The 16,875-nt window shown below is 37.1% G+C and carries 13 protein-coding genes; 8 read left to right on the top strand and 5 right to left on the bottom strand.

Annotated features, from left to right (window positions below; genetic code table 11):
* Window positions 1–91: 91 nt before the first annotated feature.
* Entirely contained in the window at window positions 92–913 is an 822-nt protein-coding gene (locus D9O48_RS05085; protein ID WP_126971282.1) for a DUF5694 domain-containing protein, read from the top strand.
* Window positions 914–1,517: 604 nt separating this feature from the next.
* Here the strand turns inward: D9O48_RS05085 and D9O48_RS05080 are convergent.
* The gene (locus D9O48_RS05080) at window positions 1,518–1,964 is read right to left on the bottom strand and encodes an LEA type 2 family protein (RefSeq protein ID WP_158624821.1); all 447 of its coding nucleotides are present in this window, start codon (window positions 1,962–1,964) and stop codon (window positions 1,518–1,520) included.
* A gap of 398 nt (window positions 1,965–2,362) precedes the next feature.
* On the opposite strand from D9O48_RS05080, the gene D9O48_RS05075 reads away from it, so the two are divergent.
* On the top strand, window positions 2,363–2,980 hold the full coding sequence (locus D9O48_RS05075) for a WbqC family protein (protein WP_158624820.1): 618 nt from the start codon (window positions 2,363–2,365) through the stop codon (window positions 2,978–2,980).
* 1,063 nt (window positions 2,981–4,043) lie between these two features.
* On the opposite strand, the gene D9O48_RS05070 is transcribed toward D9O48_RS05075, so the two are convergent.
* Window positions 4,044–4,805 (bottom strand): carboxylesterase family protein, encoded by a 762-nt coding sequence (locus tag D9O48_RS05070; RefSeq protein WP_126971276.1) that lies wholly within the window; start codon window positions 4,803–4,805, stop codon window positions 4,044–4,046.
* 408 nt (window positions 4,806–5,213) lie between these two features.
* Window positions 5,214–5,822, bottom strand: a complete 609-nt coding sequence (locus tag D9O48_RS05065) for a hypothetical protein (protein ID WP_126971275.1) — start codon at window positions 5,820–5,822, stop codon at window positions 5,214–5,216.
* Between the two features lie 297 nt (window positions 5,823–6,119).
* Between D9O48_RS05065 and D9O48_RS05060 the strand changes: the two genes are divergently transcribed.
* A complete protein-coding gene (locus D9O48_RS05060; protein ID WP_126971273.1) occupies window positions 6,120–7,076 on the top strand; it encodes an AraC family transcriptional regulator in 957 nt (318 codons plus the stop codon).
* A gap of 70 nt (window positions 7,077–7,146) precedes the next feature.
* A complete protein-coding gene (locus D9O48_RS05055; protein WP_126971271.1) occupies window positions 7,147–7,497 on the top strand; it encodes a hypothetical protein in 351 nt (116 codons plus the stop codon).
* A gap of 79 nt (window positions 7,498–7,576) precedes the next feature.
* Here the strand turns inward: D9O48_RS05055 and D9O48_RS05050 are convergent, their stop codons facing one another.
* Window positions 7,577–8,479: a tetratricopeptide repeat protein gene (locus tag D9O48_RS05050; protein ID WP_126971269.1), complete on the bottom strand. Its 903-nt coding sequence runs from the start codon at window positions 8,477–8,479 to the stop codon at window positions 7,577–7,579.
* Between the two features lie 185 nt (window positions 8,480–8,664).
* The gene (locus D9O48_RS05045) at window positions 8,665–9,549 is read right to left on the bottom strand and encodes an AraC family transcriptional regulator (protein ID WP_126971267.1); all 885 of its coding nucleotides are present in this window, start codon (window positions 9,547–9,549) and stop codon (window positions 8,665–8,667) included.
* A 206-nt stretch (window positions 9,550–9,755) separates the two neighbouring features.
* Here D9O48_RS05045 and D9O48_RS05040 point away from each other — a divergent pair, with 206 nt between their 5' ends.
* The 4 genes from D9O48_RS05040 (at window position 9,756) to D9O48_RS05025 (ending at window position 16,798) form a co-directional block, all read left to right on the top strand.
* A complete protein-coding gene (locus D9O48_RS05040) occupies window positions 9,756–12,881 on the top strand; it encodes a SusC/RagA family TonB-linked outer membrane protein (RefSeq protein ID WP_126971265.1) in 3,126 nt (1,041 codons plus the stop codon).
* Window positions 12,882–12,906: 25 nt separating this feature from the next.
* Window positions 12,907–14,478, top strand: a complete 1,572-nt coding sequence (locus D9O48_RS05035) for a RagB/SusD family nutrient uptake outer membrane protein (protein WP_126971263.1) — start codon at window positions 12,907–12,909, stop codon at window positions 14,476–14,478.
* 19 nt (window positions 14,479–14,497) lie between these two features.
* Window positions 14,498–15,514, top strand: a complete 1,017-nt coding sequence (locus D9O48_RS05030; protein ID WP_158624819.1) for an IPT/TIG domain-containing protein — start codon at window positions 14,498–14,500, stop codon at window positions 15,512–15,514.
* Window positions 15,515–15,601: 87 nt separating this feature from the next.
* Window positions 15,602–16,798: a glycoside hydrolase family 26 protein gene (locus D9O48_RS05025; protein WP_199750502.1), complete on the top strand. Its 1,197-nt coding sequence runs from the start codon at window positions 15,602–15,604 to the stop codon at window positions 16,796–16,798.
* The last annotated feature ends 77 nt before the right edge of the window (window positions 16,799–16,875 follow it).

Below are 16,875 nucleotides of genomic sequence, written 5' to 3'. Positions count from 1 at the left end.
CAGGGATTAGTAGATAAAACACAGGGGTTGGTCGATAAACTTTTTTACAGCGTCTGGCTTTCAGAACATTTGCAGTAAAAAAATAAAGAATATGAAAGCGATATTATTTTCTGCTGCCATCTTACTGGCCAGTACTGTTACGAATGCCCAAAAGATCGATTCGAGTATTAGTACAAAGTTTCCTGATGCCATTGCGGTATTAAACATGGGAACCTTTCATATGGGCTACACGCCCGACGCCAGTACCACAGAGTTTGACGAACACGATCAAAAGAATGTGCAACTGGTGCACGAAGTTGCACAAAAAATAGCTGCATTTAAGCCTACCGTGATTATTGTAGAGACACTTCCGGAAGACAACAAGACGCTTCAGGAGCAATATCAGCAGTACCTGAAAAACCCAAAAATGAAATTTGAACACCCTTCAGAAATAGAATTACTTGCCTACGAAGTAGGTCGTTTATCAGGAACGACCCGAATTTATGGGGTAGATTACAAGCAAGGTTACAACTATGGAATTGCCAGAAACGTAAAAAATGGTAAAGACCATAACACTTATTATCGTTATATGAAGCTGCTGGATGAACTCGAAAAACAGTATCCTGAAGACAAATTAACCGTTCTGGAGCATTTGCAGCTGGCGAATAATCCACTTTATCTCGATGTTTTATTGAATATAAATGCCGATATGCTGCTGCATATTTCGTCAGAAGGGAACGCTGAAGGAGCAGAAGAAGCAACAAAATTTTACCACAGAAACATGGTGATGTACTCAAATCTGAACCAGATTGAACTGGGAAAAAATGACCGGGTTTTCATTTTAATGGGAGCAACACATACGGCTTTTTTTAATATGTGGATGCAGAGAAGTCCAAAATATAAAGTGGAGGATGTGTTGAAATATCTGAACTAGATAAATTTGCGATGCCAAAAAATGAAGAGAAACCAGCGGTCAGAAGCCCTGAAAAATGACACAAAAAGTATTCAGAATACCGGTTTTTTGATGACGGAAATACACCTGATAAGTTACTTTGATATTGTGATAATTAATTATATGGTAAGAAAAGTCTGTTCATAAAACCCAATTGTTTTACAGTGAAAAGTGACCCGGAAATGCTGGGAGAAGATCAAAAAAGAGTGTTCAAAAATTGAACTGAAAAGGTCAGATTAGCTGATTCAAAAAGTTACTGCTACCAGCAAAAAGAAATATTTTTTAAGTCCTGATAAATGATCTGTGTAAAGAAACCGGCTTTAAAAAATGTATAAAAAGCAACACATTGTAAAATATGATATGCGTTATTTTGCAAAATCTGTATTTACTATTTGCAGTTTTTTGCAATCGATTGAATCATAGATAATGTGAGAAGCAATAATATGTGTACGCGAAATAGCAGTTGGAAGAAAAGAAAATAACAGCTATAGAAAAAATCCGGGAAATCCGGATAAAAGAAAAATGCTTTCATTGCCCTGTTTCGGGGTAGTGAAAGCATTTTTTTATGGTTTGATAAAAGATAGTTTTAGTCGATTTTTTCTTGCCCTTTATAATAAATCGGGTAGTTAATGAAAAATCCACCCCTGCCGATTTTGGACTTCCCTTTCAATTCTATTTCGAATTCTTTTTCACCTCCCATAAATCTTGCTACGAGATTAATCATCTCCATTGACATTTTGACATTTAGTAAAACCGGTAACTGGAAGGTATCTTTTTTAGGAACTACGATGGTACTGTCGAGGTTCGACTGTCCTAAAAATACACCATTAATTGAAAGGTCTACCGACGCGTCTTTGAACTGAACCGGAAATTTGTTGGGGTTGTAGAAGGCTCCGACGATTTCAAGATTGGCTTCGGAGAAGTTCATTGACTTTACTTTGATTGATTGAATACCCAGATATTCGAAGGTTTCGGGCTTGGCACAGCTTACCATCAGGAAGGGCAGAAGGGCCAGAAATATCCATTTTTTCATGTCTGTTTCGTTATGAGCACAAAGTACCAAAAAACGAAAAGAGCGCCAAATCCGGGAGATCGAAAATTGCAAAACTTCTGCTAATATTATTAGTATTACAGGGAGAAAACGGTTAAAAAAAAGAAATTTCATTAGTCTAATAAAATTAGTATACATTTTAATTGTATATAATTATTAATCATATTATTATGTGTTTTGTTTTATGTAAAATTTGAACTGATATGATGTCTGATTACAATTAAATTTTATTCATTTTTTAAAAAACATTAATTTACAGAGAGATATAAAAAAATAAAATGCAATTAGTTGAATTACAGTGTTTTGCTCCTGTTGTTATTTGGGCTGGTTTAGCAGAAAAAACATATATCAAATTTGATATATATGATAGGTACGAAAAAATGAGTTTTCGCAACACTTATACCCTCGTCGGAGCAAACGGACCCCTCAGGTTGAGCGTTCCATTGATCAATGGACGCAATCAGAGAATACCTTATAATATGGTTGAAATTGACAATAGTCAACGTTGGCAACTATTGCATTGGAGAACTATTATTAGTGCCTATAACCGTTCGCCCTGGTTCGAATTTTATCAGTTAGAATTGAAACAGTTGTTTGAGCAACAATATAAGACGCTTGTTGAGTGGAATAGTTGGAGTTCGAAATGGTTGTCAAGGCAATTAAAATGGAACGGTACTATGCAAATTTCTTCTTCCAAAAATGAGCTATTAACAAACCCTGCCGAGTCATTTAATAAGGTGGGTAATTCTAGTGAACTGCAATTATGTCATGATTTAAGAAATGTTTTTGCTCCAAAAAATATCCGGCAATTATTACCGAACGCCGTCAATTATAGCCAGGTGTTCCAGGACCGGTTAGATTTTTTTCCTTACTGCTCGATTTTAGACTTACTTTTTTGTGAAGGACCAAATGCAAAAAATATACTGAAGGAGCAAGCACGTTTAAATGAAATTCATTGGCAAAAATCAGGTACTCATGGGTACCTCCAAAAAGATTAAAAAAAAATTATAAATAGACGCAGCATCCTTAAAACATTTGTTGTCTTATTATTCTGGTTGCACTGCTGCGAAATTATGCGTGTTTTTATTGTTTGAATTTTACTCTTTTCAATACAATTAACCAAAACCAACTGCACTGAGTTCCCTCCAAAAAGGGAACTCTTTTTTATTTTATACCTTTCGGAGAACCCGGAACCAACCATTCATGAAGATGTATTTTTTTTGAATAAAAATGGAAAAGTATAGCTACAATATATATAGCATAAAAATTGCATTTGTATCATTTCTGTAGCCGTATAATCAATTCTAAAAAGATAAACACGGAGGTATTTCATTCCTTGTTTTCTAATTTTCCTCCTGCTCTTATATTGAAAAAAAAATAATGAGTTGGTCAGGCAGCAGCGGTAAATCTTCTATTAATTTTTCAATTCATCTCATTCTTTTTTGAATCATCTGATTGCCTCGCTAAGACTTAAAAAATTATTTTACCAAAACTGTTTTTAGTTGTTGATGCAATTGAATAGTATTGATGAAGCCGGCTATCCTGATTTTTCATCTTGCATTTAGCTACTGATATTTCTCTAATTATATCATTTATTATTTTAATATTTTGAAGTGGCAAAAGTCAGTTTTCAGGCAATTGAAAGAAGCGGAGTTTTTGTAAAATAAGAAGGAGTACCCTCAGCCGGAAAAAGTTGATTCAACAACTTATTTTCTGAAAACCCATTTATGTTAAACTGCGTTTATTAGTTGTTGTTGCAATTATTTTAGTGAGAAAAAGTCCGGTACTTCTTACCACCAAAATGACTTGTTCGTATGTATCTCTGATGGCGGTAAAAAATGCTGAGATAAGAAAAACTGAAAAGGGTACCGGTAAGCTTCTCTCTGTAATTTTTGGGGTAGATACTATAGGAAACTTATATATTGTTTAAATATCTAATGCAATAATTTTATTTTTTTTGCTTTGTTGCACTAACTTTTCATATGCATTTGTTCCTCCAAAAGCCTTTTTTTGATTTTTTCAAATTAAAACAGTTACCGACTGTTCAGAAATGTTTCAAACTTACCGGCGCGAGTTACTGATCATCCAGTTTAAAATATTTACCGAATGGTCTTTGTAAGTGAGTTCCGGCACTTCAAAGTGCGTGGCATGGTCGTAAATTTTGATTTGTGCATTGCCACCCAGGTTATTAATCAGCGGTATAATAGCGATACTAAAAGAAGGATCAATAATCGTATCATTAGCGCCAGCAAATGCCCATACAGGAATGGCAGAATAAGCCGAAGCTGCGGATGCCGGCACACTGCCGCTCAGCGGAGCAATACAGCTAAACTTTGTACTATAGGTAGCTCCCAGCCTCCAGGTACCGGACCCCCCGAAACTGTGGCCGGTAATACTAACTTTATCGGTATTGATTTTTTTGCTGACGGCTATATTCTCCATGAGTTCAATGACAGCGGCACCTATTTGCTCCCAGGTTTTATCTGCCGCACATTGAGGCATCAATATATAAGCAGGAATATCTTTTACCGAACCATCCCGGATAAATTGTGGTAAACTGGCCCCGGTCACTAAACTGAGATCGCTTCCACGGCCGCTTCCTCCATGCAAATAAATAATTAGCGGCATATTATCTGTCGGGTTCTCAGGCGTGTAAAGCCAGTATCCTATATGGCCATTATCGGTAGTGGTAAAGGTATGAGTAGTCATAGTGGCTATTGACGCAAGTGACACATCAACGGTTCTATCGCCACCACCTTTTGAGCAGGAAATTAACAAGAATACCGAAAGAAAAATATTGGTTAATAAAGCGGTTTGTTTCATACTTGTACTGTTAATTGTTTGACTGAAAATGTGCCAATTGGTTTAATCGGACCATCGATATTTTTTATTTGGTACCGATAGCTGTTCAGTTCCTTATATCCGCCCCTTCACGTTATTTAATATTCATGTTAACATATTTCTGATAAAATTATTAGAAGACCGGATGGTAATATGGATTTGTTTGCGATGAGCAAATGTTTGCTTTCACAAAAAAGCTACAGAATCAGCAGAAGATGTTAATATCCTTTTACAGTACAATGATAGTAAGATGAAGTGGATGGAGCAATTGTATGAACACTATAGCAGCTTGCTGCCTGACGGGTATTTTTTCAATGAATTTGCTTAACAGTCGGTGCAATTAAAAAAAACACCGGTATTACCGGCGTTTTGGGGCAGTAAATATTGGCTCTAGATAGAAAAGAATTCTCTTTTCTTAAACTCTTTAAGTGTCATTGTTAATTTGGTAATGGGATATGCCTGAGCGAAAAATTCAGATTGAATCTGAAATCCGGCATCTTGCAGGGTGGTCATAAATGGTTTTTGATAACTAGGTACTTCCATCCATACCTGCAGCGCTCTCAGATGAGTAAAACTGTATAAACAGGCCATCCTGACTGCATTGCTGTATAATGATGGGTTCTGCTGCAATTTAGGATTGAATACCGGTCTGATGATCAGGTGACTTTCTTCACAATCCTGATGTAACGAAAATACATCCTCCTGTACCGCTATGATCTGCACCTTTGCTACCGGAATAGAGGGCTCCATCTTAATCATGAAATTTCTTTTTGAACGCTCGGGGGTAGGCGCCATAGAGGGACGTACCGTTTTTTGGTGTGTGGTAAGACTTTCTGTTACTGATTCAAAAAGCCAGTTGGTAACCATTTGAATTTCATGAGCCGACAATAATGGCGTAAGTGTCATCTTACAATTTCCGCCAAAGTCTTTCTTGAATTCGGTTTCCTGAAGGTTTTCTCGAAGAGTAATATCAGATTTCTCTAACTGTAGTGTTCTCATAATAAAGGTTTATGTCTAGTGTTTTACTAGAGAGCTGCTATAAATCTTACATGAGAAGGATAGTGAGAATGAGTAGAAGCTCAATTTCTCAAAAAAAAAATAATTGAGAAAGTATAGAGTTCTTTTTTTATGATATTTAAGGGTTAAATTGTAAAAATAAATATTCATTTCTACTTAGATGATGCCTGAAACGGGTAGTAATTCCCTAAACTTTAGCTCAAAATGAGTTTTTTTACCACAATCGGGCATGTTTTTTTATAACGGTAACGTATAAATTTGACCGTAATTCAATTATCGATGAATATTTTAACCTCAACATGTGGTCGATTAAGTCCGGAACCATGTATCCCCGTACTATTACAGTCTTTATTAATACAAGATGCTAATCAACAGTATTTTGAATTTGAAGTCGGAAAATTGTTATGGCAGAAATCTGATTTTGGTGAGTGTTACTTCGAACAATACCATTTTTTTAACCGCGTAGAAGAAGACTATACCATCTCTTTACAAGCAGATACCACTTATCTTCTGGTGAATTTACTTCATACGTTTCAGGGACGGTTAGACCAGTCTGAAATAGAGTTGTATGAGCGTGGATTTTATTTTTTCCGATCGGAAGATGGTCGTATTCTTTGGAATGCAAAGGCGAATCACGAATACAAATTTGTATTAATTGCATTGAATGAGGAAATGGTAAATTCTTTCTTTATAAAATACCCGCATCTGTCGGTTACCCTGGCAATGCAGAAAAATTCAAAGACTGATATTATATCAAAATACACCTTTACGCCTAAACTGCTGAATCTGTATCATTTGCTGGAGAATACACATCAGCAGGAAATGCAGCAAAAGGTGCTGCTGAATATTGTGGAAGGATGTTTAAGTCAGATGAATAGTAAGCCGTTTCCACATGCCAGTAAATTGAAAGAGCATGAGATTAACAGAATTTATTTGTTTAAACATATTTTACAGGATCAGATGCATACTGAAATCAGTATTGAATCGATTGCGAATGATTTAGGTTTGAACGAAAGAAGGCTTCGTACAGGATTCAGGAGAATATATGGCGTTTCTATATTTGAATATCTGTTATATCTGCGAATGGAAAGAGCTATGGTGTTAATTTCTCATTCTTCTATCAAAATCAATAAAATTGCCAATATGGTAGGTTATCAGAGTAAATTTACTTTTGCTGCGGCATTCAGGAAATATTTTAAAAATAAACCTAGCTTTAAAAGAAGGGAAAAGTCTTAACAATCAGTTTAATATTAATCGTTTCCATGGCATAGTGTTTGAATTGCATATATAACAAACCTATTCTATTATGGCAACTGGACATATGACTACTTTGTTGGAGGTTTTAGAAAAACTTCGCCAAAGACAACTTGACAAGGAGTTCACCTTAAAGAATAATAAGTTTACAATAGGAGATAGTAATGTGTTTTATTCTCCGGAAGACCTGAAAATTATTAAAACTTATCGCTTTGAAGGTGATTCGAATCCGGATGATTCATCCATTCTTTATCTGATAGAAACCAAAGACGGTATTATCGGTTATTCTATTGACTCATACGGAACTTACTCTTCACACGATGATGATGATGGAGAGTATGATAATTTTATCAGAAATATAGTTATTGAAGACAGAGAAGAACAATTGATTTTTGACTTATAATAAGATATATACTAACTAACCCATTAAAAAAGACTGTTTCATTGAAACAGTCTTTTTCGTAAAAAACAGGTCTGATCATTTACTTGTCTTTTTGTAATATTTTTCTGGCGTTTTCGTTTTCCGGATTTAATTTGAGTGATTGTTTATAAGCTTTAAGTGCTTTCTTTTTCTGATTGGCCAACATCAATGCTTCTCCATAACTGTCGAACGTATTGAAGCCTTTCGGATAAAGTTGTGTATTCAGTTCAAACACCAGTAAAGCCTCAGTCATTTTTTTATTATTAAGTAATTCGTAGCCGAAACTGTTTATCTTTTCTTCTGAAACATCGTAGTCTGAATGTTTTCCATTTTTATATTCCTGCTTTATTAACTCAATAGTAGAATTTATATTTTTATTGTCTGCATAATAACCTGAAACTGATTTAAGATTCATCGCTCTTTCTTTCTCAGCTTGTTCTGCCAGTGTTTCAACGCCGTAATATTTTCTTTCGGTATCGGTCACTTTTGTAGTGTCAATGGTATATCGAAGAAACTTTCCATTGGTTTGTTGATTTTTTATAAACTGCGTTCCGTATACCTGTGGTTGACCTTTCCTCATCAGATCTCTGTCTACCGCTGCAGCATACCACCATCTGTTCAGCGAACTGTCTAATTGTAATGCCTTCTCAAAACTTTGTACTGCCATTCCGGAAGCAAGCGTATCATTACCGTGTTGAAAAATAATTCCGGCATTCAGATAATCTTTACCGGTGCGAAGTTGCCCGTCTTTGATCAATTCAAAAACCCTTACACGTCTGAGGCTATCTTCTCTGTTTAATACAGACCAATTGATATTGGCTACCATTCTTGATTGCTGGTCTGCATCCGCCATTTTCTGTAATTCTTCATTATGTTGAGTTTGGGAAAAGGAGAGGAGTGTGGCAGATAAAAGAAATACGGTACTTACATACTTTTTGAGGCTTACAGAGTTGTGTTTAAACATGGCTATTGTTTCTTTTTGTATGCAAGATGCAACTTTCTCAGGTAAAAAACTTGTAAAAATGGGACATTCATTCGTTAAAAAACCTTTAAGTATCGCTATACGAATATTGTCTGAGTTGACTGACTGTTTCTGTTGAAAAAACTTTCATGAATAGTTGATCGCCGGGTAGTTAATTAAACCCTGTATCAGATGAAAATTCTCCTGCCCGAATAGTTCATTCTGAATTCTTTCGGCGAGCAACCTTTTTTTCTTTTAAAAGTTCTGTTGAAGTTCGACATATTATTAAAGCCACAGGCATAGGCAATTTCACTAACGGTTTGTGCTGTTTCAATCAGCATCCGCGCAGCCTGGCTGATTCGTATATCATTTAATGACTCAATAAAAGTAGAACCGGTTTTTTGTTTAAAAAATCTGCTGAAAGAAACTTCTGTCATATTCGCCAGCTTGGCTACTTCTTTTAAAGAAATTTCTTTGTCGAGGTTTTTCGTCATAAAGTCAAAGGTTCTGTCTATACGGGTACTGTGATACTGATCTACCGGTTTTAAAAAATTGGTATCAGATAAGATACGCATATTACGTGAAATAGATAAATCATGTAATATACTCATGAGTTCAAGTACAGAGTCGAACCCGTTTTTTTTATTGAGGTTGTTAATTCGAGGAGCTACCTGCTGTATGGTTTCCGGTGAAAAAGCAATTCCTCTACCCGATAGTAACAACATCGACTTTAAAAAACTAAGTTGGTTTTTGTTTAAGAACTTATCCTCAAATAAATCTTTATGAAACTGTATCGTGATTTCTTTAATATTTTTTTGACGGCATTGCGCATTAAACCAGGCATGGTGTACTAACGGTCCGATCAACACCAGTTCACGGTTTTCAATGGTTTCTAAATGATCACCTACTACGCGTTGTGCACCTTGTGCATTTTCAATATAATTCAGTTCAAACTCTTCATGGTAATGCAAGGGAAAGTCGAACCCGTCTTTGGTTCTACTGAATATGGTAAAGCAGTCTTGTTGAGTGAGTGGGGTGATTTCACGCACCACTTCTTTTACTTTTCTTTTCATATGATTACTAAAACGATTTAAAATTATATCATTTTAGGTAAAAAAAATACATATGTTAGTTACTGATATTTTTTTTGAAAACGTTTATGTAACAAGGTTTTAAAGTTTATGCAACTTGTTGCATTTAAAAAAGTATGAGGATAGGATAAAATAGTACATGGTAATATTTTACCTCTTGAATATATTTGACCAAACAAACTTGCAATATGAGAAAGCATATCATCTTACGGCTTTGCCTGATGGTATTTGCGACTTTTTTTGTGACCTTATCTTATGCTCAGGAACGAGTAATCACAGGAGTCGTAACCAATCAGGAAGGTTCCCCCCTCTCTAGTGCCTCTATAGGTATAAAAGGAAAAAAAGCGGTCACGCTCACCGATGAAAAAGGTACTTTCAGATTTAATGTTTCCCCCGCTGACAAATTTCTTGTAGTATCTTATGTAGGAATGAAATCTGTTGAGATTCCTATAGATCAAAAAACTAATTACATTATAACACTTGACCTTGAAGCTTCCAGTCTTGATGACGTAGTAGTGATCGGTTACGGACAAAAGAGAAGAGCAGATATTAACAGCTCTATTTCGTCTGTAGGCGAACGTGACATTAAAAACCTTCCGGTAGCAGGTGTTGATCTTGCTTTGCAAGGTAAAGTGGCGGGTGTAACCGTTACTTCTAACGGTGGACAGCCGGGTGGTGGTGTTAGTGTGCGTATCAGGGGTATTACCTCGGTAAATGGTAATGAGCCTTTATATGTAGTAGATGGTGTGCCTATTCTTACTTCAACTTCGAGTATTTCTTATGATATGTTAGGCGGCGGCGCCGGTCAAAACAGCAACTCTGTACTGGCTACCTTAAACCCTAACGATATTGAATCGATTGATATCTTAAAAGACGCTTCTGCACAGGCTATTTACGGTTCTCTCGGTGCTAACGGTGTAGTATTGATTACTACTAAAAAAGGAAAAATGGGAGAAGGTAAGATCAATTACGACGTTTTTGTGGGAACAGCCAATGTTCCTAAACGATTGGATATAATGGATCTTAAACAATATGCTAAATATAGCAGCGAGGTAATGTCCGAAAATAATCAAACACCTCCCGGAGAGTTTGCATTTCCTGATTATCTTGGAAAAGGAACGGATTGGCAGGATGAAATTTTCCAAACCGGTATTACACAAAATCATCAGTTAAGTTTTTCAGGTGGCCAAAATAAAACCACTTATTATTTCTCTGGTAACTATTATGATCAAAGGGGTATTATTATCGGTTCTGCTTTCAAACGTTATTCAATGCGTATGAACATCGATCAGCAGGTGAAGTCATGGTTCAAAGCCGGTGTAAGCATCAATGCTACCCGCTCTAACCAAAAGCTGACACTGGCCGATGAACACGATGGTACCGTTTCAGTAGGTTTGATTCAATCTCCGGCAATTCCGGTAAGAAACCTGGATGGATCATGGGGCGGACCTACCACAATCGGTAATATCCAGTTCTTCCAGGATAACCCGGTTGCAAAAGCGATGTTGCGTCAGGTAAATTCACAACAAACAAAAGTGTTTGGTAATATTTACGGTGACTTGCAGATCAGTAAAAAAATAAATTTCAGAAATGAATTAGGATATGATTTTCAGTTAACTAATAATATGGCTTTCCAACCTACTTATGTAATCGGAACTACTGTAAACAGCCAGAGTACTTTATTAGAGAACAGAAACAACAGCTTTTTCTGGGTATTTAAATCGTATTTGAATTATAATGATGTTTTTGCCGATGTACATAGAATTGATTTTACGGCAGGACACGAAGCCTGGCAGTCTAATTATGACTTTATTCAGGGACAACGTTATAATTTAGTAACGAACGGATTGATTGCCTTAAATGCGGGTGATGCTGAAAATCAGAACCTGAGTGGTGGTAAAGGCCACGCTGCAAACGAATCTTATTTTGGCCGTTTAAGTTACACTTACGACGATAAATATAGTATTACAGGTACCATCAGAAGAGACGGTTCTTCCAACTTCGGTCCTCAGAACAGATGGGGTACTTTCCCTTCTGTAAGTGTTGGTTGGACGGTTTCGAACGAGGCATTCATGGCAAATTCAAAAATTGATTACCTGAAATTACGTGTTGGATATGGTATCGTAGGTAATCAGAATCAGCCTGCAGGAGCAGCTTCTCCACCATTTGCATCAAATGTACGTATTATGCAAACCGGATTCGGAATGGGTAGCTTCCTGAGAAATATCGGCCGTGCTGATTTAGGATGGGAAAGCGTTATTTCTTCAAATGCCGGTATTGATATCAGCTTCCTCCAAAACAGACTTACCATCAACCTCGATGTATATCAGAAAATTACTTCAGATATGTTGCTGTTTAGTTCTGCACCCCGTTTCACAGGTTTAGGAACTAACTGGAACGATGTATTGGCTCCGGTGGTAAATGCCGGTAAAATGACTAATACCGGGGTAGATCTGGCCATTAACGCACATATCGTTAAGAAAAAAGACTTTAACTGGAACTCAACCCTTATTTTCTCTCACTATAAAAATGAGTTGAACGAACTGATTAATGAAAATTCATCTATCGACGGAAGAGTTGAATACGCTACAGTGTTAGTAACACATACAGTTCCGGGTGCACAGGTAGGACAGTTTTATGGATTGAAAACGAATGGTATTATCAGAACAATGGAAGACCTGAACAGGGCACCTATTCAATTTGGTCAAACCGTTTCTCAAAGCGGTACCTGGTTAGGAGATGTATTGTACCAGGATCTTAACAATGACGGAGTAATCGATGCAAATGATATGACAGCTATTGGTAGCCCGCATCCGAAATTCACTTACGGGTTTACTAATAATTTCAGCTATAAAAACTTTGACGTTACCTTATTCCTGCAAGGTAGCCATGGCGCAAAAATTCTTAACTATCTGAGAAGAAGCACCGAGTCTCTGAATAATTTCTATTTCAACCAGCTCACTACTGCGTTTGACCGATGGACGCCGGATAATCCGAATAGTGATATTCCAAGATTCACACAGTCGAATCCAAACAACAGAGCGGTTTCTGATAGATTTATTGAAGACGGATCTTATTTGAGAATTCAAACATTAAGTATCGGTTATCAATTACCTGAGTCATTAACGCGTAAAGTGTTTATTCAAAGAGCCAGAGTTTATTTAGCTGCTCAAAACTTATACACTTTCACTAAGTATTCAGGATTTGATCCGGAATTAGGTGCTTTCAATAAGAGCATCACCTTAATGAACGTAGACAACGGTAAGTATCCGAATCCAAGAACAATTACAATCGGAGCCAATATTGAATTCTAAATTCAAACGCTTAAAGCTCAAGAAAATGAAAAAAACTAATTTATATATCATCATTTTGCTATTGATATTCAACTTTGGATGTAGCAAAGACTTTTTGGATCGACCATCTCTGGATAGTCCCACTTTAGATAATTTCTACAATACACTTGAACAGGTACAAGGTGCTACCGGTGTATTGTATGGCTTTCCATGGTTTGATTTTAACGATAAAGCATTACATAGTATAGGAGAGGTGTTATCGGGAAATATGTATACCGGAGACCCTGCTTATGCACCTTATATGAATATTACCATCACGGCTACAGATTCACGTTTGTCTGAAGCATGGAATTCTTTCTTTAAAATCGTTGGTTGGGCCAATGTATTGATCAAAGCCTTCGAAGATAAGAAAGCAGTAGGTGGTGATGCTGCCATCCTTGATCTGGGTATTGCAGAAGCAAGGTTTATCAGAGGGGTTGGATATTTTTATATTGCCAGAATCTGGGGAGATGCACCTTTGCTGACAGATCCTTCAGAAATCGCACAATCAGGAGAATTTCAGATTCCGAAAGCACCTCAGGCAGATGTACTGAGATTTGCTCTGGAAGATTTCATTTTTGCTGAAAATAATCTTCCTGATAATGCCGCAAAAGGACGCGTTACTACTTTCTCTGCAAAAGGAATGATGGCTAAATTATACCTCTATCAGAAAAATTACGAACAGGCAAAAATTAAGTCAAAAGAAGTAATAGATTCTGATAAATATGGTTTGGTGGACGATTATTTCAGCATGTTCTCCAGCTCTGCCAGTAATAATAATAAAGAATCACTTTTCTCTTTACAATGGGTGATTTCTAACGAATGGGGTTCTCAAAACTCTATGCAGGCTTATATCGCACCGTCTAACTTATTAATGACCGGTGACGGCTGGTCATCTGTAATGCCTTCACTCGATATCTTAGCTGCTTATGAAAGCGGGGATATGCGTAAACGCTGGTCAATCATGCAACACGGAGATATTTATCCGGCATGGAAACCAACCCGTGAAGGAAATCCTGAGTTCAACCAGTTTATGGCGAACGGTTATCGTTACGATGTGGATGAGCCGGCTCCGATAGGACATAGAACACCTACCAGAACCAGCGTTACCAAATATGTAGTAGGACCCGGCAGTGAATCAGAGCCTGTATTAGCTCAAAAAACACAGATCGGTACTCATATTTTAAGGTATGCTGATGTATTGTTAATTTATGCTGAGGCAGTATTAGGTAATAACGCTTCAACTGCTGATATCTCTGCGCTGGATGCTTTTAATGCAGTTCGCGGAAGAGCACAACTGATGGATAAATCTGTAATTACATTAGAGGATATCTTACATGAAAGAAGAATGGAGTTCGCTTTTGAGGGTGATTACTGGTTTGATATTCAACGTCAGGGACTCGCACGGGCTAAACAGATCATTGAAGCGCAAAACAGAGGCCATTATGCTGATAACGGCGACTTAAACCCATTAGCAGTAACATTGAATTTACCAGGTGGCGGATTGTTCTTACCGATTCCTTTATCAGAAACAGTACAGAATCCGAAATTAAATGAAGCACCGGTTCCTTATTATTAGTTTTTAAATGCTAATCATTATGAAAAAGATTTTTCAACCCAATATATTATTAGCCTTCCTGCTGCTAAGCACAGGATGGATGGCTTGTAAACAAGATTCTGACGGCCCGTTAACCATTAACACCGTTACTCCTACGGAAGGCCCCGGAGGAGAAGTAATAGCACTGACCGGTGACGGTTTAAAGGATATCGCCAGTGTTCATTTCGATAATCAGGATGTTCCGGCATTTGTAAACCCGGCTTTTGTTACGAACAACACCGTTTTATTACGTGTTCCGGATACGGCATTCGGAGGTTTGCAGAAAATCGTTTTTACAGGTAAAGACGGTAAAACCTCTTCCATTCCTTTTTCTGTAATTGCTCTACCGAATATTGCATCTGCAGATAAATATGATTTCGAAGAAGGTACCGTTATCAATTTCACCGGTAACAATTTCGATGATGTACACAGTGTAAAATTGCTGGCTTCTAATCAGGAGGCAACTATTTTGTCACAAACCAGAAAAAATATTTCCATTCAGATGCCTGCTGCCAGCGTAGATTATACGAAACTGTCTTTTACGAATAGCTCAGGTACAAGAGAACCGGATATTACTTTTACCAATTTCCCTAACCATTATATCATCTGGGATGAGGCAATGGATAATTCAAAAATATATGACTGGGGATGGGGCGGAACCTATACTACTTCTACTGAAAGAGTATTGATCGGTGATTATTCCTATAAATGTGATATGAGAAATAACGACTGGGGAGCTATTCAATTGGTAACTGATAATAACCCTGCAATTAATATTTCAGGATATTCTTTTCTCAGTTTCTATGTATACGGTGGTACAAAAGACATCAACTTTGATGTTAAACTGAACTGGTTTGATATCCAAACTATTACCGTGGTTGCTAATCGTTGGAATTATTATAAGATTCCGTTACAGGCAGCTAAAAATGCAGGAAACAGTTCTGTAAATAGCATTGTAATGCAGGTGAGAGGTACGGGCGAACTGGTGTATATGGATAATCTGCTCTTCATTAAATAGGCAATCATTTCTTGATGGTTTTTTATAAACGGATGGCTTACTCAATTGTAAGCCATCTGTTTTTTAGTTCATTTAAATAGTAGAAATATGTTCAAAAAATATATCTCCTGCTTTTGTTTATTCGCATTACTGATATTATCGTGTAAAAAAAATACTGCAAAGAAGGAGGATGACCCCGTTGATGAAATAGTGATTCCTCCAATAGAGGTTTTGAAAGCCGGTATGGTTGACCAGAAAGCTACTACAGAAACCGTGAATCTTTTTCTGAATCTTTTTAAACAATCGCGTACTAAAGTATTTGTTGGCCAACAGGATGCTACTAAAAGAGGATTCGGATGGGCAAATGAATACGGTAGTACTTTTAATGCCAACCGCTCAGATATTTATAGCGTTACCGGAAAATTTCCTACCGTAATCGGAAGCGATTTTATGCATATCACCAGTCCGGAGTCAAATGTATGGTTTGATTATGAAGAAAGTTCTGCGCGTTTACTGGCAATTGATGCTTATGAACGTGGGTTCATCAACACTTTTGCATGGCATTATCACAATCCGGTTACCTTGGGTAGCTTTTACTGGGAGTCGTCGCCCACTAAAGCCGTTAGTGAAATTTTACCGGGCGGATCGAAGCATGATGCGTTTAAAGCAGACTTGAATACCATTGCTGATTTTGCAAAATCATTGATTGCAAAAGACGGAAAACTTGCCCCTTTTATCTTCAGGCCTTTTCATGAATTTGACGGAGATTGGTTCTGGTGGGGCAAGTCGCATTGCACAATTGATGAATATAAAGAACTGTTTCGCTTTACGGTTACCTATCTCAGAGACAGTTTAGAGGTACATAATATTTTATACGCCTGGTCTCCCGACAGAAACTTCAATACTGAAACACAATTGCTCGAACGCTTTCCGGGAAATGAATATGTTGATCTGGTAGGAATGGATAATTACTATGATCTGTCTGCCGACGGAAATATCAATCTGGCAGTGTTCAGGTTAAATCTGGTGAGTGAATATGCAGAAAAGAACAATAAGCTGGCAGCTTTTACTGAAACAGGCTTGTTGAACATTACACAAGCAGACTGGTTTACCAAAAAACTACTGACAGTGATCAATACTTCGAGTGCAAAAATTGCTTACGTTTTATTCTGGGCTAACAGGGCTGATAGTTACTGGACACCTCCTGTGGGGCATGCTTCGGCAAATGACTTTATCAGATTTTGTAATGAACCGAAATTTATTTTAGGAGATAAATTACCGTCTTTGTATCATACCACTCCCTGATGGGCAACCGGTAAAATAAAAAAGGAGTGCAGAGCACTCCTACGCTGAATTTGGATGAAAAACTCTCCATTGCATGT

The sequence above is a fragment of the Gynurincola endophyticus genome, from assembly GCF_003991195.1.
Lineage (GTDB): Bacteria > Bacteroidota > Bacteroidia > Chitinophagales > Chitinophagaceae > Gynurincola > Gynurincola endophyticus.
This window is presented reverse-complemented; position numbering and strand designations above follow the sequence as displayed.